Source organism: Klebsiella sp. 141162, from assembly GCF_050600755.1.
Classification (GTDB): Bacteria; Pseudomonadota; Gammaproteobacteria; order Enterobacterales; family Enterobacteriaceae; genus Klebsiella; species Klebsiella aerogenes.
In genome coordinates, this window is the sequence record NZ_JAQIRI010000001.1 from 576,099 (window position 1) to 591,893 (window position 15,795).

A 15,795-nucleotide genomic window follows, 5' to 3' on the forward strand; every position below is an offset into this window, starting at 1 on the left:
CCACAAGGGGTATTCGCGCGGTTAAAAACGCCTTTCTCCGGCCGTGTGATATCAGATTCTGGCAGCCGACTCGCAAAAATGATTCTCTCTTTTGCTTTAAAAGAAACGCTGTTTTATAAATCGGTGACGCATGTTGCCCGGCCCTTTGTTTTTTTGCCACTGAATGATTAGTACTGGCAAAAATGCAAAGGTAAGCCGGTTTTCATGATCTTACTGTAGCCATGTATCCGCAAAACTTCGGTATAGCCTGGTAAGGCCGAAGTTATCTAATAAAAAAGAGACAGGATTTACGGCGATGAAAACACGAAAAATCGGTTTGGCTAATTATCTCGCCTATGGTTCCGGCGATTTTCTCGGCGCGGGAACTACCGCGCTTACCGCAGCATGGCTACTCTATTTTTACACCACTTTCTGCGGGCTATCACCCATTGAGGCGACGCTCATTTTCGCCACCGCGCGCGTACTCGACGCGGTCGTTAGCCCCCTGATGGGCTTCTTAACCGATAACTTTGGCTCTACCTGGCTGGGTAAGCGATTCGGCAGACGCAAATTTTTTATTTTGCTCGGTATTCCCTGTGTCTTTAGCTACTCAATGATGTGGGTAGGCGATATGGGGTTCTGGTATTACCTCGCGACTTATCTGCTGTTTGATATTGTCTATACCATGATTCTGGTGCCCTACGAGACGCTTGTGCCGGAGATGACCGATGATTTCAAACAGAAGACCAAATTTTCAGGCGCGCGTATTTCCATGGCGCAGATGTCGGCGATATTAGCCTCGTTTTTACCGGGGATTCTGCTCACCCAACTGGGTAAAGACAACGCCAGCTCATTTTTTTATGCAAGCCTGGTCTTTTCGGTGCTGTGCGCCCTGATGCTGACCTTCGTCTGGTTTTTTACCTGGGAGCGCCCTCGGGAAGCGTGGTCTGAAGCGGCGCTGCGCGCAGAAGAAGAAAAACGCAATTTAACCCTCGCGCAGAGTCTTAACCGGCTGTTTATTGAGCTTAGCTCTACGCTGCGCATTAAAATCTTCCGCCAGCATCTTGGTATGTATCTGGGCGGTTACATCGCGCAGGACGTTTTCAATGCGGTGTTTACCTATTATGTGGTCTTTGTGCTGATGCAGGATGCCTCCGTCGCCTCTAACTTACTCGGCACGATGGCTATCTTCCAGTTTATCGCGGTCATCGCCATGATCCCGCTCTGCATCCGCTTTGGCCCGGCGCCTTCATACCGCATGGTAGTGGTGCTGTTCGGTTTGAGTTCACTCTCTTATGCCGTGCTTTATTACGCGGGGCTGAGCGATGTCTATTCATTATTGCTGCTCATTTCTGCTATCGCGGGCCTGGGGCGCGGCGGCATTAATTACGTGCCGTGGAATACCTACACCTATATTGCCGACGTCGACGAAGTCATTACCGGCCAGCGTCGGGAGGGTATTTTCGCCGGTATCATGACGCTGACCCGCAAAGCGTCGCAGGCGGGGGCGGTGATGCTGGTTGGCATCATCATGCAACTATCGGGCTTTGTCTCCGGGCAAAAAATTCAGCCGGAAGGCGTGAGTCATACCATTCTGTTGATCCTTAGCGTCGGTACGTTGGTGGTGCTGGCTTGCGGCTTCCTGGTCTCCCTGCGCTTTAAACTCAATCTGCATACGCATAGCGTGCTGCGCGCCGAGACGCTAATGATGCGCGATGTCGGTTACGCACAGCCCGAGCGGGCGACAGCGGAAAACCGCGCGGTGGTTGAGCAGCTGGCGGGGATGCCTTACGAATGCCTGTGGGGCAATAACAATATTGGTTACCTGAATCGCAATAAACCTGCCGCCCCGGCGCTGAATCAGGGCGGTGCTTTGAATTCGACATATACCAGAGGTTAAGAACATGAAAGTTTGGCCGGTCAAACATAGCCCATTATTGCGTCAGCCTGAGCGCTTTATCGCTCGCAGCGAGCTTCAGGCATTGATCCGTAATGTGACGCAAAACCTGGTGAATATTAAGGATGAAAGCGGGCAATTTTTACTGCGGCTGGACGACGGGCGAGTCATCGATACCAAAGGCTGGGCCGGTTGGGAATGGACCCACGGCGTTGGGCTGTACGGCATCTACCAGTATTATCAACAAACCGGCGATACCGCCATGCGCGATATCATTGACGGCTGGTTCGCCGACCGCTTCGCCGAAGGGGCAACCACCAAAAACGTTAATACCATGGCGCCGTTTTTGACGCTGGCTTATCGCTATGAAGAGACCGGGCGTCAGGAGTATCTCCCGTGGCTCGATAGCTGGGCCGAGTGGGCGATGCATGAGATGCCGCGCACCGAGCAGGGAGGCATGCAGCACATTACCCTGGCGGAAGAGAACCATCAGCAGATGTGGGATGACACGCTGATGATGACGGTGCTGCCGCTAGCCAAAATCGGTAAATTACTAAATCGTCCGCACTACATTGAAGAAGCAACCTATCAGTTCTTGCTGCATGTACAGAACCTGATGGACAAAGAGACTGGCCTGTGGTTCCACGGCTGGAATTACGACGGTCGGCACAACTTTGCGCGTGCGCGCTGGGCGCGGGGTAACAGCTGGCTCACCATCGTTATCCCGGACTTCCTTGAGCTGGTGGATTTGCCAGAGGGGAGTGCGGTGCGCCGCTATCTGCTACAGGTACTGAATGCGCAAATTGCCGCGTTAGCTGACTGTCAGGATGAGAGCGGCCTCTGGCATACCCTGCTCGACGATCCGCATTCCTACCTTGAAGCGTCAGCGACGGCGGGCTTTGCTTACGGCATCCTGAAAGCGATACGCAAGCGTTATGTCGGGGCGGAGTACACCGAGGTTGCCGAAAAGGCGATACGCGGGATTGTGCGAAATATTTCACCAGAGGGGGAACTGCTGCAAACCTCGTTTGGTACCGGGATGGGCTCCGATCTTGATTTTTATCGGCAAATTCCGCTGACGTCGATGCCGTACGGCCAGGCGATGGCGATTCTTTGTCTGACGGAATATCTGCGCAAGTATTTCTGATAGCGGCATAGATTCCCCGGCCGCGCTGTGCGTACCGGGGCTCCTGATAAAACAAACCCGGCTTTCACCGGGTTTGTTTTTACATCCGCTCTACGGTCTCAATACCCAGAGTATCAAGACCCAGCTTCAGCGTCTTCGCCGTCAGCTGCGCCAGTTTCAGGCGGCTATTACGGGCCTCTTCGCTTTCGGCGCTGAGGATTGGGCAGTGTTCGTAGAAACCTGAGAACAGCCCGGCCAGATCGTACAGATAGGCGCACATCACGTGCGGAGTACCTTCACGGGCGACGACGGCCAGCGTTTCTTCGAACTGCAGCAGGCGGGCAGCCAACTGCGCTTCGCGATCTTCGCTAATAACCACCGGCGCGGCAGCCAGCGCGCTTTCGTCGATACCGGCTTTACGGAACACCGACAGCACGCGGGTATAGGCATACTGCATGTAAGGCGCGGTATTACCTTCGAACGCCAGCATGTTATCCCAGTCGAAAATGTAATCAGTAGTACGGTTTTTCGACAGGTCAGCATATTTCACCGCGCCGATACCCACCGCATTGGCCAGTTTTTCCAGCTCATCGGCAGGCATATCCGGGTTCTTCTCGGCCACCAGGCGGCGTGCGCGCTCCAGCGCTTCGTCCAGCAGATCGGCCAGTTTGACGGTACCGCCGGCGCGGGTTTTAAACGGTTTACCATCTTTCCCGAGCATCATGCCGAACATGTGGTGTTCCAGCGGTACGGATTCAGGCACATAGCCGGCTTTACGGACAATGGTCCATGCCTGCATCAGGTGCTGATGCTGACGAGAGTCGATGTAGTAGAGCACGCGGTCGGCATGCAGCGTTTCATAACGGTATTTTGCGCAGGCGATATCGGTAGTGGTGTAGAGGTAGCCGCCATCCTTTTTCTGGATGATGACGCCCATCGGTTCGCCTTCTTTGTTTTTGTATTCATCAAGGAAGACCACGGTCGCGCCTTCGCTCTCGACGGCCATACCTTTTGCTTTCAGATCGGCAACGATCCCCGGCAGCATCGGATTGTACAGGCTTTCACCCATCACATCATCGCGAGTCAGGGTGACATTCAGGCGATCGTAGGTGATCTGGTTTTGCGACATGGTGATGTCGACCAGTTTACGCCACATCTGCAGGAAGTACTCGTCGCCGCCCTGCAGCTTAACCACGTAGCTACGCGCGCGCTCGGCGAACGCTTCGTCTTCGTCATAGTGCTTTTTCGCTTCGCGGTAGAAACCTTCGAGGTCGGCCAGCGCCATTTCGCCGGCGTTTTCCTGCTGCTGCTTTTCCAGATAAGCGATCAGCATCCCGAACTGGGTACCCCAGTCACCGACGTGGTTGGCGCGGATAACGCGATGGCCGAGGAATTCCAGAGTACGTACCGAGGCATCGCCGATGATGGTTGAACGCAGATGGCCGACATGCATCTCTTTCGCCACGTTCGGCGCGGAGTAGTCAACAACGATGGTCTGCGGCTGTGGTTTCGCCACGCCCAGGCGCTCGGACTGCAGCGCGAGATTGACGTTTTCCGCCAGGAAGGCCGGATCGAGGAAAATATTGATAAAGCCCGGCCCGGCGATTTCGACTTTATTGGCAATGCCGTTCAGATCGAGATGAGACAGTACCTGCTCTGCAAGTTGTCGCGGCGCCATGCCCAGTTTTTTGGCCACTGCCATCACGCCATTGGCTTGATAGTCGCCGAACTGAACTTTTGCTGACTGGCGGACCTGAGGTTCGCAATCGGCAGGCGCGCCTGCCGCGATCAGGGCCTGGCTGACTTTTTCTGAGAGAAGAGCCTGAATATTCACCGGAATACCTTACTTTTAAGGCGCGAGAACCCCTGTGGGGCGGCGCCGGAACATGGACAAATTAAGGCGGGAGTATACTGCATTTGCGCCCAGCCGTCAGCACCGCGCGCAAGTTGTAAAGCGGCACGCTTAATGAATAACCATTCGTTGTTCAGGCGCGCGGATTGGCGGTTGGTCGGGGCGGCGAAACAGGATAAATTAGCCTTTTTAGCAATGACCGAGGCGCAAGATGGCGAACTGGCAGCAAATTGATGAACTGAAAGATATTTCGGCGGATTTACCGCGTTTTAGCGATGCGCTGCAAGCGCTGGCCGAACGGTTGGGGTTGGAGCTTGCGCCGCTGGACGCCGACCATATCTCGCTGCGCTGTCATCAAAATACTACGGCGGAACGCTGGCGGCAGGGGCTGGAGCGTTGCGGCGCGCTGTTATCGGAAAATATCATTAATGGCCGCCCCATTTGCTTATTTAAGCTTGCCGAACCTATTTGTGTCGCCCACTGGCGCTTTACGGTTGTGGAGTTGCCATGGCCGGGGGAAAAACGCTATCCGCACGAAGGCTGGGAACATATCGAAATCGTTCTGCCGGGCGAGCCGGAAACCCTCAACGCTCGCGCGCTGGCCTTGCTTTCCGATGACGGGCTCAGCCAGCCGGGAATTTTCGTAAAAACCAGCTCGCCGAAAGGGGAGCGTGAACGCTTGCCGAACCCGACGCTTGCGGTCACGGACGGCAAAGTGACCATCAAATTCCATCCCTGGTCGATCGAGCAAATCGTCGCCAGCGAGCGAACCGATACTTAACAGTGTGAAGCCGCGCGGCGTCTGCGGGGAAAAATCGTGACATGCTGTGCTGCCCGTGATGAAAATGGAGAAGGAATCGATGTTGCTGGAAGTTTGCTGCTATAGCATGGAATGCGCGCTTGAGGCGCAGCGCTGCGGCGCCGATCGCATTGAACTTTGCGCCGCGCCGCAGGAGGGCGGGTTAACGCCGTCGTTGGGCGTGCTGCGTTCGGTGCGAGACAATATCTCGATTCCGGTTCATCCGATTATCCGTCCGCGCGGCGGCGATTTTTGTTACACCGAGGGTGAATTTGCCGCCATGCTGGATGATGTGGCGACGGTCAGAGATCTGGGTTTTGCTGGTCTGGTGATTGGCGTGCTCGATGCTGACGGCCAGGTGGATATCCCCCGTATGCGAAAAATTATGGCGGCGGCGGGTCCGCTGGCGGTGACCTTCCATCGCGCCTTTGATATGTGCGCCGACCCGCGTCAGGCCTGGCATGCGCTTGCTGAACTTGGCGTTGCTCGCATCCTCACTTCCGGTCAACGGCCAACGGCGGAACAAGGTCTTGCAAAAATTATGGAACTAATTGCGCTGGGCGATACTCCAATCATTATGGCCGGAGCGGGAGTGCGGGCTGCCAATCTGCAAAAGTTTCTGCAGGCAGGCCTCAAAGAGGTGCATAGCTCAGCGGGGCAGTGGTTGCCATCGCCGATGCGCTTTCGTAATCCGGGGTTATCGATGTCCACCGACGCAGATGCCGATGAATATTGCCGCTATGCCGTTAACGGCGAAGCGGTAGCGGAAATGAAACAGATTATTTCTGCCGCGCGGGATTAGCCCGCGAAGCTAACCGTTTTTTGCTGCACATCATGTCGCCCAATATGATGATTGCCCGTACCAGGCCCCTGCAATTTCAACAGGGGCCTTTTTTTATCCCACGAGCGCCAGTGGTCGGCTGAGGTGAATTACGCCCTGGCCGCGGCCGCTTTTTTGGCCAGCGACTGTTGCGTCTCTGGTTTAGTGGCGACGATCACCGCGCGCAGCGGCGCGGGGTAACCTTCCAGCGTTTTGCTGCTGTCATGCGGGTCGAGGAAGTCGGCGAGTGATTCCGTCGTCATCCATTCGGTGCGGCGCTGCTCTTCGCTGGTGGTGACGCAGGTATCAACAATGCGCACATCGATGAATCCGCACTTCTCCAGCCACTGTTTTAGCGCGGCGGCGGAAGGAATGAAATAAACGTTACGCATTTGCGCGTAGCGGTCGCCTGGCACCAGCACGGTGTTCTCATCACCTTCAACGACCAGCGTCTCCAGTACCAGTTCGCCGCCGGGGGCTAACTGATCTTTGAGCTGCCACAGATGATCCAGCGGGGAACGGCGGTGATACAGCACTCCCATCGAAAAGACGGTATCAAAAGCTTCCAGCGCCGGCAGTTGTTCGATGCCTAGCGGCAGTAGGTGCGCGCGCTGATCGTTGCCGATGAGTTTGCGTACCGCTTCAAACTGGCATAAGAACAGCTGGGTTGGATCGATACCGACCGCCAGATGCGCGCCGGCGCCGATCATTCGCCACATGTGATAACCACTGCCGCAGCCGACATCAAGAATAGTACGACCGGTGAGGTCGGAAAGATGCGGCAGCACGCGTTCCCATTTCAGGTCGGAACGCCATTCGGTATCGATATTAATGCCATACAGCGAATAAGGGCCTTTACGCCACGGCATCAGGTTTCGCAGCAGATTTTCAATTCGCAGCTGGTGGCCTTCGCTGAGTGGCGTTTCGCTTTCCGCCGTGACGCTATGCAATAGATCGAGACGCCAGGGCGCCAGCTCGGGCAGAAACTCAACGGCGCGTTCCCATTCGCGAAACTTACCGTGCAGCGCTTCGCGTTGCCAGGCAGCGACCTGAGCGGGCAGGGTTTCCAGCCAGTGGGAGAGCGGCCCTTTCGCGATCAACTGATAAAAATTACTGAAGTCGATCATGCCCGTTCCTCGGATTTAACCGCCACCAACGAACCAAAATTAAAGCACTGGAACCACAGTTCGGCATGTTCAAATCCGGCCTGACGAAGGCGCGCTTTATGGGTTTCAACCGAATCGGTCAGCATGACGTTTTCCAGCATGCTGCGTTTCTGGCTGATTTCCAGTTCGCTATAGCCATTGGCGCGCTTGAAGTCATGGTGCATGTTGAACAGCAGTTCGCCGACGTTGGCATCTTCAAAGCTGAATTTTTCGGAAAGCACCAGTGCGCCGCCCGGATTGAGCCCTTGATAGACTTTATCAAGGATAGCCTGACGTTCGCTCGGTTCGAGGAACTGAATAGTGAAGTTCAGCACGACCATCGAGGCATTTTCAATGGCGATATGGCGAATATCGCCCTCGATAACCTCAACCGGCGTTGGCGCTTTATAGGCATCAATATGACGACGGCAACGTTCTACCATCGCCGGGGAGTTATCAATGGCGATAATTTTGCACCCCGGGTGCGCAATATTGCGGCGCACGGAAAGCGTCGCGGCGCCGAGCGAACAGCCAAGATCGTAAACCTGAGTGTTTGGCTGAACAAAACGCTCAGCCAGCATGCCGATCATCGAAATAATATTGGAGTAACCAGGAACAGAGCGCTGGATCATATCCGGGAAGACTTCGGCTACCCGTTCATCAAAGGTCCAGTCGCCGAGACTGGCAATCGGCGCGGAAAAAAGCGTATCGCGGTGAGACATAACGTTAAACCCGAAAAAACGAAAACGGCGTATTGTGCGCTAACGCAGGGAGAAAACCAACTCCCAGGGCATATACCACAGGTTAGCCAGCACCATCAGCAACAGCGAGCACCAGGTGGCGCTCATTCCGGAACGCCGCCAGCGGAACAGGCGATGATGGAAACCGTACGAGTGCATCAGGCGCCCGGCAATCAGCAAAATACCGCAAACGTGCACCATCCAGGTTAGCGCGCCGTTCATTTCCATAAACAGCAGCAAGATAAGCCCAATGGGGACGTATTCCACGGCATTGCCATGAACGCGAATGGCGACCTGTAGTTCGCTAAAACCGCCGTCGCCATAGCCGACGCGATACTGCATGCGCAGACGTACCACGTCGAAGGAAAACTTGATTAACAATAACGCACCCAAAACCGCATACAGCGCGCTGACCATACCCAAAACTCCCTTTAATTATGTCAGGTGGCTCCGACTATCATAGCAGGATATCAGAAAAGCGAGGATTGCTGCGGAATTGACGGTGCAGCGCCGACTTGCGGCAGCACCGCGCGTAGGTCTTCCCATAAGGTATCTACCAGTTCAGGCGCCTGGGCGATATCCGGGGTATGCAAAAACAGCCACGGCGTGGCCGACTGATGCCATTTTGGCAGCGTCTGTAGCCAGACGCGAAACAATTCGCGATTCTGCGCCATATCATCGCTGCCGATAAAGCGCACCATCGGCTGCTCCGCGGTCATGACCGCGTGAACCGGGACTTTGGGTTTCTTTTTCTGCGCGTCGATCATCGCCGGATTACGCGCGACGGCGCTATGCACCGGGCGGCTATCGAGGATAACTCGATTGGCGTTGCGCTGGTGTAGCCCGCGATTAAGCTGCTGTTCGGCATCGCCTTTGGCGAAAAACTCGGGATGGCGAACTTCAACGCCGTAAGTGAAGTTTTTCGGTAGCGTATCGAGAAAATGCCACAGGGCAGGGAGGTCTCGTGGCCCGAAGGTGGCGGGCAACTGCAACCAGTACTGGCCGATGCGCGATTCCAGCGGCGCCAGACGAGTAAAAAATTCGTGGCTTAAATCGTCGCAGTCGCGCAGTGCCGCCTGATGCGAAATCGTGGCCGGGAATTTGAAACAGAACCGAAAATCATCGTGAGTTTGTTGATACCAGCGATCGACTATCTCGGCCTTTGGTAAGGCATACAGGGTGGTATTACCCTCCACGCAGTTAAAATGGCGGGCATACTCTTCAAGGCCGGTGATGCCAAGGCACACCCATTTAGGGTGCGACCATTGCGGGAGCCCGATATAAATCATAAGGCGGCGAGAATGTCCTCAGTACTGCGCACGCGGGCGATGCGCGGGAAGATATGCGTCATACTGCCCTGATGCTGATCGGCGGAGGCGGCGCTGCACGCATCCTCGGCGATGATCAGATTGAAACCGAGTTCCCAGGCATTGCGAGCGGTGGATTCCACGCCGATATTCGTGGAGATACCGCAAAGGATAATGGTGTCGATACCGCGGCGGCGAAGTTGCAGTTCAAGATCGGTACCGTAGAACGCGCCCCACTGACGTTTCGTCACTTCAAGATCGCTATCCTGCTTGCCAAGCGCCGGCGGATAGACCCACCAGTTTTCAGGCAGCTTCGCGGCGCCAGCCTGGGCATCTACCGGCTGTTTTAACGCTTCAGCGAAATCGGCGGACCAGCCGACGCGAACCATGATGACGGGCGAACCCTGTTGACGACATTTTTCAGCCAGCTTTGCCGCGCGCGTCACCACCTCGTCGGCGCGATGCGGGCCGCCGGCAAAGGGTAAAATGCCTTCTTGCAGGTCAATAACGACCAGCGCGGTTTTTTTCGCATTGAGTTCTAACATGGTATCCCCGTATCTTGTTCTCTTATCAGGCCGCTACAATACCGTTGCTAATTCGGCTCAAGGGTAACAAATTTTGTTAATTTATGTGAGCACAAGCAATAAGCGCGCAGCAAAGCAGCGTACAAACTGCGTCGGGCTTATCGTCAGACAGAATTTCCAGTATAATAGCCGCCTTTTTTCATTCAGTAGTGACATTCAGCAAAGCTGCGACCTCGTCGCCTGCATGGCAGGCAACATCCGCCTGCGGCTAAGTTAAGGGATATCTCATGCGTACAGAATATTGCGGACAGCTACGTCAGTCCCACGTGGGGCAGCAAGTGACCCTGTGTGGTTGGGTCAACCGTCGTCGTGATCTCGGTAGCCTTATCTTCATCGATATGCGCGACCGTGAAGGCATCGTGCAGGTGTTTTTCGATCCGGATCGTGCGGATGCATTAAAACTGGCTTCCGAACTGCGTAATGAGTTCTGCATCCAAATCACCGGTACCGTGCGCGCGCGTGAAGAGCGTAACGTCAACCGCGAGATGGCCACCGGCGAAATCGAAGTGCTGGCGTCTGACCTGACCATCATCAACCGCGCGGAAGCGCTGCCGCTGGACTCCAACCACGTCAACACCGAAGAAGCGCGCCTGAAATACCGCTATCTGGACCTGCGTCGTCCGGAAATGGCTCAGCGCCTGAAAACCCGCGCCAAAATCACCAGCTTCGTGCGCCGCTTCATGGACGATCACGGGTTCCTCGATATCGAAACCCCGATGCTGACTAAAGCCACACCGGAAGGCGCGCGTGACTACCTCGTGCCGTCGCGCGTCCATAAAGGTAAATTCTACGCGCTGCCGCAATCTCCGCAGCTGTTCAAACAGCTACTAATGATGTCCGGTTTCGATCGTTACTATCAGATAGTCAAATGCTTCCGCGACGAAGACCTGCGTGCCGACCGTCAGCCTGAATTTACTCAGATTGATGTTGAAACCTCGTTCATGACCGCGCCGCAGGTGCGTGAAGTGATGGAAGATCTGGTTCGTAAGCTGTGGCAGGACGTGAAGGGCGTAGACTTCGGTCAATTCCCGGTGATGACCTTTGCCGAAGCGGAGCGTCGTTACGGTTCCGATAAACCGGACCTGCGTAACCCGATGGAACTGGTAGACGTAGCCGATCTGGTGAAAGCGGTCGAATTCGCCGTCTTCTCCGGCCCGGCTAACGACGCCAAAGGCCGCGTTGCTGCCTTACGCGTGCCGGGCGGTGCGGCGCTGACCCGTAAACAGATTGATGAATACGGCAAATTCGTACAGATCTACGGTGCGAAAGGGTTGGCCTATATTAAAGTGACCGAGCGTGCGAAGGGCCTTGAAGGCATCAATAGCCCGGTGGCGAAATTCCTCAACGCCGAAATCGTCGAAGCTATTCTTGAGCGCACGGGCGCGCAGGACGGCGACATGATCTTCTTCGGCGCTGACAACAAGAAAGTGGTTGCCGATGCCCTCGGCGCGCTGCGTCTGAAGCTGGGCAAAGACCTGAATCTCACCGACGAGAACAAATGGGCGCCGCTGTGGGTTATCGACTTCCCGATGTTCGAAGACGACGGTGAAGGCGGCCTGACCGCGATGCACCATCCGTTCACCTCGCCGAAAGATATGACTGCCGCCGAGCTGAAAGCCGCTCCGGAAGACGCTGTGGCTAACGCCTACGATATGGTCATCAACGGCTACGAAGTCGGCGGTGGTTCGGTGCGTATCCACAGTGGTGAAATGCAGCAAACCGTGTTTGGCATTCTGGGCATTAACGAACAAGAACAGCGTGAAAAATTCGGCTTCCTGCTGGATGCGCTGAAGTACGGCACGCCGCCGCATGCCGGCCTGGCGTTTGGCCTCGATCGCCTGACCATGCTGCTGACCGGTACCGATAACATCCGTGACGTTATCGCCTTCCCGAAAACGACGGCTGCCGCGTGCCTGATGACCGAAGCGCCGAGCTTCGCGAATCCTGCCGCGTTAGGCGAACTGGGGATTCAGGTTGTGGCGAAAGAGGCAAAAGAGTCTCCGGAGAACAACTAAGATGTCATTCAAGCTGCCCGTCTCCGTTCTGGTGGTGATTTACGCCGAAGATACGAAGCGGGTGCTGATGTTGCAGCGACGCGACGATCCCGCTTTCTGGCAGTCGGTTACCGGCAGCCTGGAAGAGGGGGAAACCGCGTTGCAGGCCGCCGCGCGCGAAGTAAAGGAAGAGGTCGCCATTGACGTTGCTCGCGAGCAACTGGCCTTAATTGACTGTCAGCGTACGGTGGAGTTCGAGATATTTTCTCACTTACGTCATCGCTATGCGCCGGGCGTCGAGCGCAATACGGAATTCTGGTTCCGTCTTGCGCTGCCCCATGAGCGCCAGATTGTTTTCACTGAACATCTGGATTACCGCTGGGTTAGCGCGTCGGATGCCGCCGCGCTAACCAAATCGTGGAGCAACCGGCAGGCGATTGAAGAATTTGTAATTAACGCCGGATAACTTCCCGCGGCGTTTGTCGCGGGAAGACGGCTTTTTTGGAGAGTTTTTTATGGCAGGTCATAGTAAATGGGCCAACACCAAACACCGCAAAGCGGCGCAAGATGCCAAGCGCGGTAAGATCTTTACTAAAATCATCCGCGAGCTGGTCACCGCTGCGCGTCTGGGCGGCGGCGATCCGGCATCCAACCCGCGTCTGCGCGCGGCGGTAGATAAAGCGTTGTCCAATAACATGACTCGCGACACCTTGAACCGCGCCATCGCGCGCGGCGTCGGCGGTGATGAAGACGCGAACATGGAAACCATCATTTATGAAGGTTACGGCCCGGGCGGCACTGCGGTAATGGTTGAATGTCTGAGCGACAACCGTAACCGTACCGTCGCCGAAGTACGCCACGCCTTTACCAAAACCGGTGGTAACCTCGGAACCGACGGCTCCGTGGCCTATCTGTTCAGCAAAAAAGGCGTGATCTCCTTCGAGAAAGGCGACGAAGACACCATCATGGAAGCCGCGCTGGAAGCGGGTGCTGAAGACGTTGTTACCTATGACGACGGCGCCATTGACGTTTACACCGCCTGGGAAGAGATGGGCGCGGTGCGTGATGCGCTGGAAGCCGCTGGCCTGAAAGCCGATGCTGCTGAAGTCTCAATGATCCCGTCGACTAAAGCGGATATGGATGCGGAAACCGCGCCGAAGCTGCTGCGTCTTATTGATATGCTGGAAGACTGCGACGACGTGCAGGAAGTGTATCATAACGGCGAAATCTCTGATGAGGTTGCCGCAACGCTGTGATGCCGGTAGCCGGTATTGCGGGTGAGTTATTACTGGAGGCGCGTGATGGCCATTATTCTCGGCATTGACCCGGGGTCACGCGTGACCGGTTATGGCGTGATTCGCCAGGTCGGGCGGCAGTTGAGCTACCTTGGCAGCGGATGTATCCGCACCAAAGTAGACGATCTGCCGTCGCGGCTGAAGCTGATATACGCCGGCGTCACCGAAATTATTACCCAGTTCCAGCCCGACTATTTCGCTATCGAGCAGGTCTTTATGGCGAAAAATGCCGATTCGGCGTTGAAGCTTGGGCAGGCGCGCGGAGTGGCGATTGTCGCGGCGACGAACCAGGACCTGCCGGTCTTTGAGTACGCCGCCCGCCAGGTTAAGCAAACCGTCGTCGGCATCGGTAGCGCGGAAAAGAGCCAGGTACAGCATATGGTGCGTACCTTGCTGAAACTTCCTGCAAATCCGCAGGCGGATGCGGCGGATGCGCTGGCCATCGCCATCACCCATTGCCACCTCAGTCAGAACCTGGCTCAGATTAGCGAGACCCGGCTCAATCTGGCGCGAGGGCGGTTACGATAATCACAAATCAGGCTGGATATTCATCCAGCCTTTTTTTATGATAACGCATTAGACTTTCGGCCCTTTATTCAGGAGCGCTACGTGATAGGCAGACTCAGAGGCATCATTCTCGAAAAGCAACCCCCGCTGGTATTACTGGAAACCGGGGGCGTAGGTTATGAAGTCCATATGCCGATGACCTGCTTCTACGAGCTACCGGAAGCCGGGCAGGAAGCCATCGTCTTCACCCATTTTGTAGTGCGTGAAGACGCGCAGCTGCTGTACGGCTTTAACAACAAGCAGGAACGCACGCTGTTTAAAGAGCTTATCAAAACCAACGGCGTCGGGCCGAAGCTGGCGCTGGCTATCCTTTCCGGCATGTCGGCGCAGCAGTTTGTGAACGCCGTTGAGCGTGAAGAAGTTGCCTCGCTGGTGAAACTGCCTGGTATCGGCAAGAAAACCGCCGAACGTTTAATTGTCGAGATGAAAGATCGCTTTAAAGGCCTGCATGGCGACCTGTTTACTCCGGCCGCCGATCTGGTGCTGACCACGCCTGCCGGCCCAACTGCCGACGATGCGGAGCAAGAAGCGGTTGCCGCGCTGGTGGCGCTGGGCTATAAACCACAAGAGGCCAGCCGAATGGTGAGCAAAATCGCTCGCCCGGACGCCAACAGTGAAACGCTAATCCGCGAAGCGCTGCGCGCGGCGTTGTGAGGTAAGGGATGATTGAAGCAGATCGGCTGGTATCAGGCGACAGCATTGGCTTTGAAGAGGCCGCTGACCGCGCTATCCGCCCCAAATTACTGGCAGAATATGTCGGCCAGCCGCAGGTGCGTTCGCAGATGGAAATCTTTATCCAGGCGGCGAAACTGCGCGGCGATGCGCTCGATCACCTGTTGATTTTTGGCCCGCCGGGATTGGGGAAAACCACGCTTGCTAATATCGTCGCCAACGAAATGGGCGTGAATCTGCGTACCACCTCCGGCCCGGTGCTGGAAAAGGCCGGCGACCTGGCGGCAATGCTGACCAACCTTGAGCCGCATGATGTCCTGTTTATTGATGAGATCCATCGCCTTTCGCCGGTAGTGGAAGAGGTACTGTATCCGGCAATGGAAGATTATCAGCTGGATATCATGATTGGCGAAGGCCCGGCCGCACGCTCGATTAAAATCGACCTGCCGCCGTTCACCCTGATTGGCGCGACTACCCGCGCCGGTTCATTGACTTCGCCGCTGCGCGACCGCTTTGGTATCGTGCAGCGCCTCGAGTTTTATCAGGTGCCGGACCTGCAGCATATCGTAGGCCGCAGCGCCCGTCATATGGGTTTGGAGATGAGCGAGGAAGGGGCGCTGGAAGTGGCCCGTCGTGCGCGCGGTACACCGCGTATCGCCAACCGTCTGCTGCGCCGGGTACGCGACTTCGCCGAAGTGCGTCACGATGGCACTATTTCCGCTGAGATCGCCGCTCAGGCGCTGGATATGCTCAACGTGGATGCCGAAGGGTTTGACTATATGGATCGCAAGCTGCTATTGGCGGTGATCGATAAATTCTTCGGTGGTCCGGTCGGCCTCGATAACCTCGCGGCGGCTATCGGCGAGGAGCGGGAAACCATTGAAGACGTGCTGGAGCCGTACTTAATTCAGCAGGGGTTCCTGCAGCGCACGCCGCGTGGCCGAATGGCGACGGTGCGCGCCTGGAATCACTTCGGTATTACCCCGCCGGAAATGCCCTGATAAAACCCGGTAGCTTT

General features: G+C 55.9%; 16 protein-coding genes. 10 read left to right on the forward strand and 6 right to left on the reverse strand.

Features of this window, described 5'->3' with window-relative positions:
- The first annotated feature begins 295 nt into the window (after nucleotides 1–295).
- Nucleotides 296–1,879 carry an MFS transporter gene (locus PGR23_RS02635; protein ID WP_045390297.1) on the forward strand — a complete coding sequence of 528 codons (1,584 nt, stop codon included), beginning with the start codon at nucleotides 296–298 and terminating at the stop codon, nucleotides 1,877–1,879.
- Between the two features lie 4 nt (nucleotides 1,880–1,883).
- On the forward strand, nucleotides 1,884–3,023 hold the full coding sequence (locus PGR23_RS02640) for a glycoside hydrolase family 88/105 protein (RefSeq protein ID WP_047045553.1): 1,140 nt from the start codon (nucleotides 1,884–1,886) through the stop codon (nucleotides 3,021–3,023).
- Between the two features lie 79 nt (nucleotides 3,024–3,102).
- Here PGR23_RS02640 and argS read toward each other — a convergent pair whose 3' ends face one another.
- Nucleotides 3,103–4,836 (reverse strand): arginine--tRNA ligase, encoded by a 1,734-nt coding sequence (gene argS / locus PGR23_RS02645; RefSeq protein WP_047045556.1) that lies wholly within the window; start codon nucleotides 4,834–4,836, stop codon nucleotides 3,103–3,105.
- Nucleotides 4,837–5,065: 229 nt separating this feature from the next.
- Here argS and PGR23_RS02650 point away from each other — a divergent pair, with 229 nt between their 5' ends.
- The gene (locus PGR23_RS02650; RefSeq protein WP_047045558.1) at nucleotides 5,066–5,635 is read left to right on the forward strand and encodes a VOC family protein; all 570 of its coding nucleotides are present in this window, start codon (nucleotides 5,066–5,068) and stop codon (nucleotides 5,633–5,635) included.
- A gap of 79 nt (nucleotides 5,636–5,714) precedes the next feature.
- A complete protein-coding gene (cutC, locus tag PGR23_RS02655; RefSeq protein ID WP_047045561.1) occupies nucleotides 5,715–6,455 on the forward strand; it encodes a copper homeostasis protein CutC in 741 nt (246 codons plus the stop codon).
- A gap of 128 nt (nucleotides 6,456–6,583) precedes the next feature.
- Here the strand turns inward: cutC and cmoB are convergent, their stop codons facing one another.
- Genes cmoB through PGR23_RS02680 form a run of 5 tightly spaced genes read right to left on the reverse strand, consistent with a single transcriptional unit; the run spans nucleotide 6,584 to nucleotide 10,210 of the window.
- The gene (cmoB, locus tag PGR23_RS02660; protein ID WP_045390306.1) at nucleotides 6,584–7,600 is read right to left on the reverse strand and encodes a tRNA 5-methoxyuridine(34)/uridine 5-oxyacetic acid(34) synthase CmoB; all 1,017 of its coding nucleotides are present in this window, start codon (nucleotides 7,598–7,600) and stop codon (nucleotides 6,584–6,586) included.
- Nucleotides 7,597–8,340 carry a carboxy-S-adenosyl-L-methionine synthase CmoA gene (cmoA, locus tag PGR23_RS02665; protein WP_015365981.1) on the reverse strand — a complete coding sequence of 248 codons (744 nt, stop codon included), beginning with the start codon at nucleotides 8,338–8,340 and terminating at the stop codon, nucleotides 7,597–7,599. Before cmoA ends, cmoB begins: the two co-directional genes overlap by 4 nt.
- 39 nt (nucleotides 8,341–8,379) lie before the next feature.
- The gene (locus PGR23_RS02670) at nucleotides 8,380–8,775 is read right to left on the reverse strand and encodes an MAPEG family protein (RefSeq protein WP_015365982.1); all 396 of its coding nucleotides are present in this window, start codon (nucleotides 8,773–8,775) and stop codon (nucleotides 8,380–8,382) included.
- Between the two features lie 53 nt (nucleotides 8,776–8,828).
- On the reverse strand, nucleotides 8,829–9,647 hold the full coding sequence (locus PGR23_RS02675) for a DUF72 domain-containing protein (RefSeq protein WP_396279561.1): 819 nt from the start codon (nucleotides 9,645–9,647) through the stop codon (nucleotides 8,829–8,831).
- Complete coding sequence (locus PGR23_RS02680) at nucleotides 9,644–10,210, reverse strand: hydrolase (protein ID WP_213797646.1); 567 nt, start codon at nucleotides 10,208–10,210, stop codon at nucleotides 9,644–9,646. The genes PGR23_RS02675 and PGR23_RS02680 overlap by 4 nt, the downstream gene beginning before the upstream one ends.
- 266 nt (nucleotides 10,211–10,476) lie before the next feature.
- On the opposite strand from PGR23_RS02680, the gene aspS reads away from it, so the two are divergent.
- The 6 genes from aspS (at nucleotide 10,477) to ruvB (ending at nucleotide 15,778) form a co-directional block, all read left to right on the forward strand.
- Nucleotides 10,477–12,264 carry an aspartate--tRNA ligase gene (gene aspS / locus PGR23_RS02685; RefSeq protein ID WP_396279562.1) on the forward strand — a complete coding sequence of 596 codons (1,788 nt, stop codon included), beginning with the start codon at nucleotides 10,477–10,479 and terminating at the stop codon, nucleotides 12,262–12,264.
- A 1-nt stretch (nucleotide 12,265) separates the two neighbouring features.
- Nucleotides 12,266–12,709: a dihydroneopterin triphosphate diphosphatase gene (gene nudB / locus PGR23_RS02690; protein WP_015365986.1), complete on the forward strand. Its 444-nt coding sequence runs from the start codon at nucleotides 12,266–12,268 to the stop codon at nucleotides 12,707–12,709.
- 49 nt (nucleotides 12,710–12,758) lie between these two features.
- Nucleotides 12,759–13,499 carry a YebC/PmpR family DNA-binding transcriptional regulator gene (locus PGR23_RS02695; protein WP_015365987.1) on the forward strand — a complete coding sequence of 247 codons (741 nt, stop codon included), beginning with the start codon at nucleotides 12,759–12,761 and terminating at the stop codon, nucleotides 13,497–13,499.
- A 45-nt stretch (nucleotides 13,500–13,544) separates the two neighbouring features.
- A complete protein-coding gene (gene ruvC, locus PGR23_RS02700; RefSeq protein ID WP_015365988.1) occupies nucleotides 13,545–14,066 on the forward strand; it encodes a crossover junction endodeoxyribonuclease RuvC in 522 nt (173 codons plus the stop codon).
- Between the two features lie 81 nt (nucleotides 14,067–14,147).
- A complete protein-coding gene (gene ruvA / locus PGR23_RS02705; protein ID WP_015365989.1) occupies nucleotides 14,148–14,759 on the forward strand; it encodes a Holliday junction branch migration protein RuvA in 612 nt (203 codons plus the stop codon).
- A gap of 8 nt (nucleotides 14,760–14,767) precedes the next feature.
- Entirely contained in the window at nucleotides 14,768–15,778 is a 1,011-nt protein-coding gene (ruvB, locus tag PGR23_RS02710) for a Holliday junction branch migration DNA helicase RuvB (protein WP_015365990.1), read from the forward strand.
- The last annotated feature ends 17 nt before the right edge of the window (nucleotides 15,779–15,795 follow it).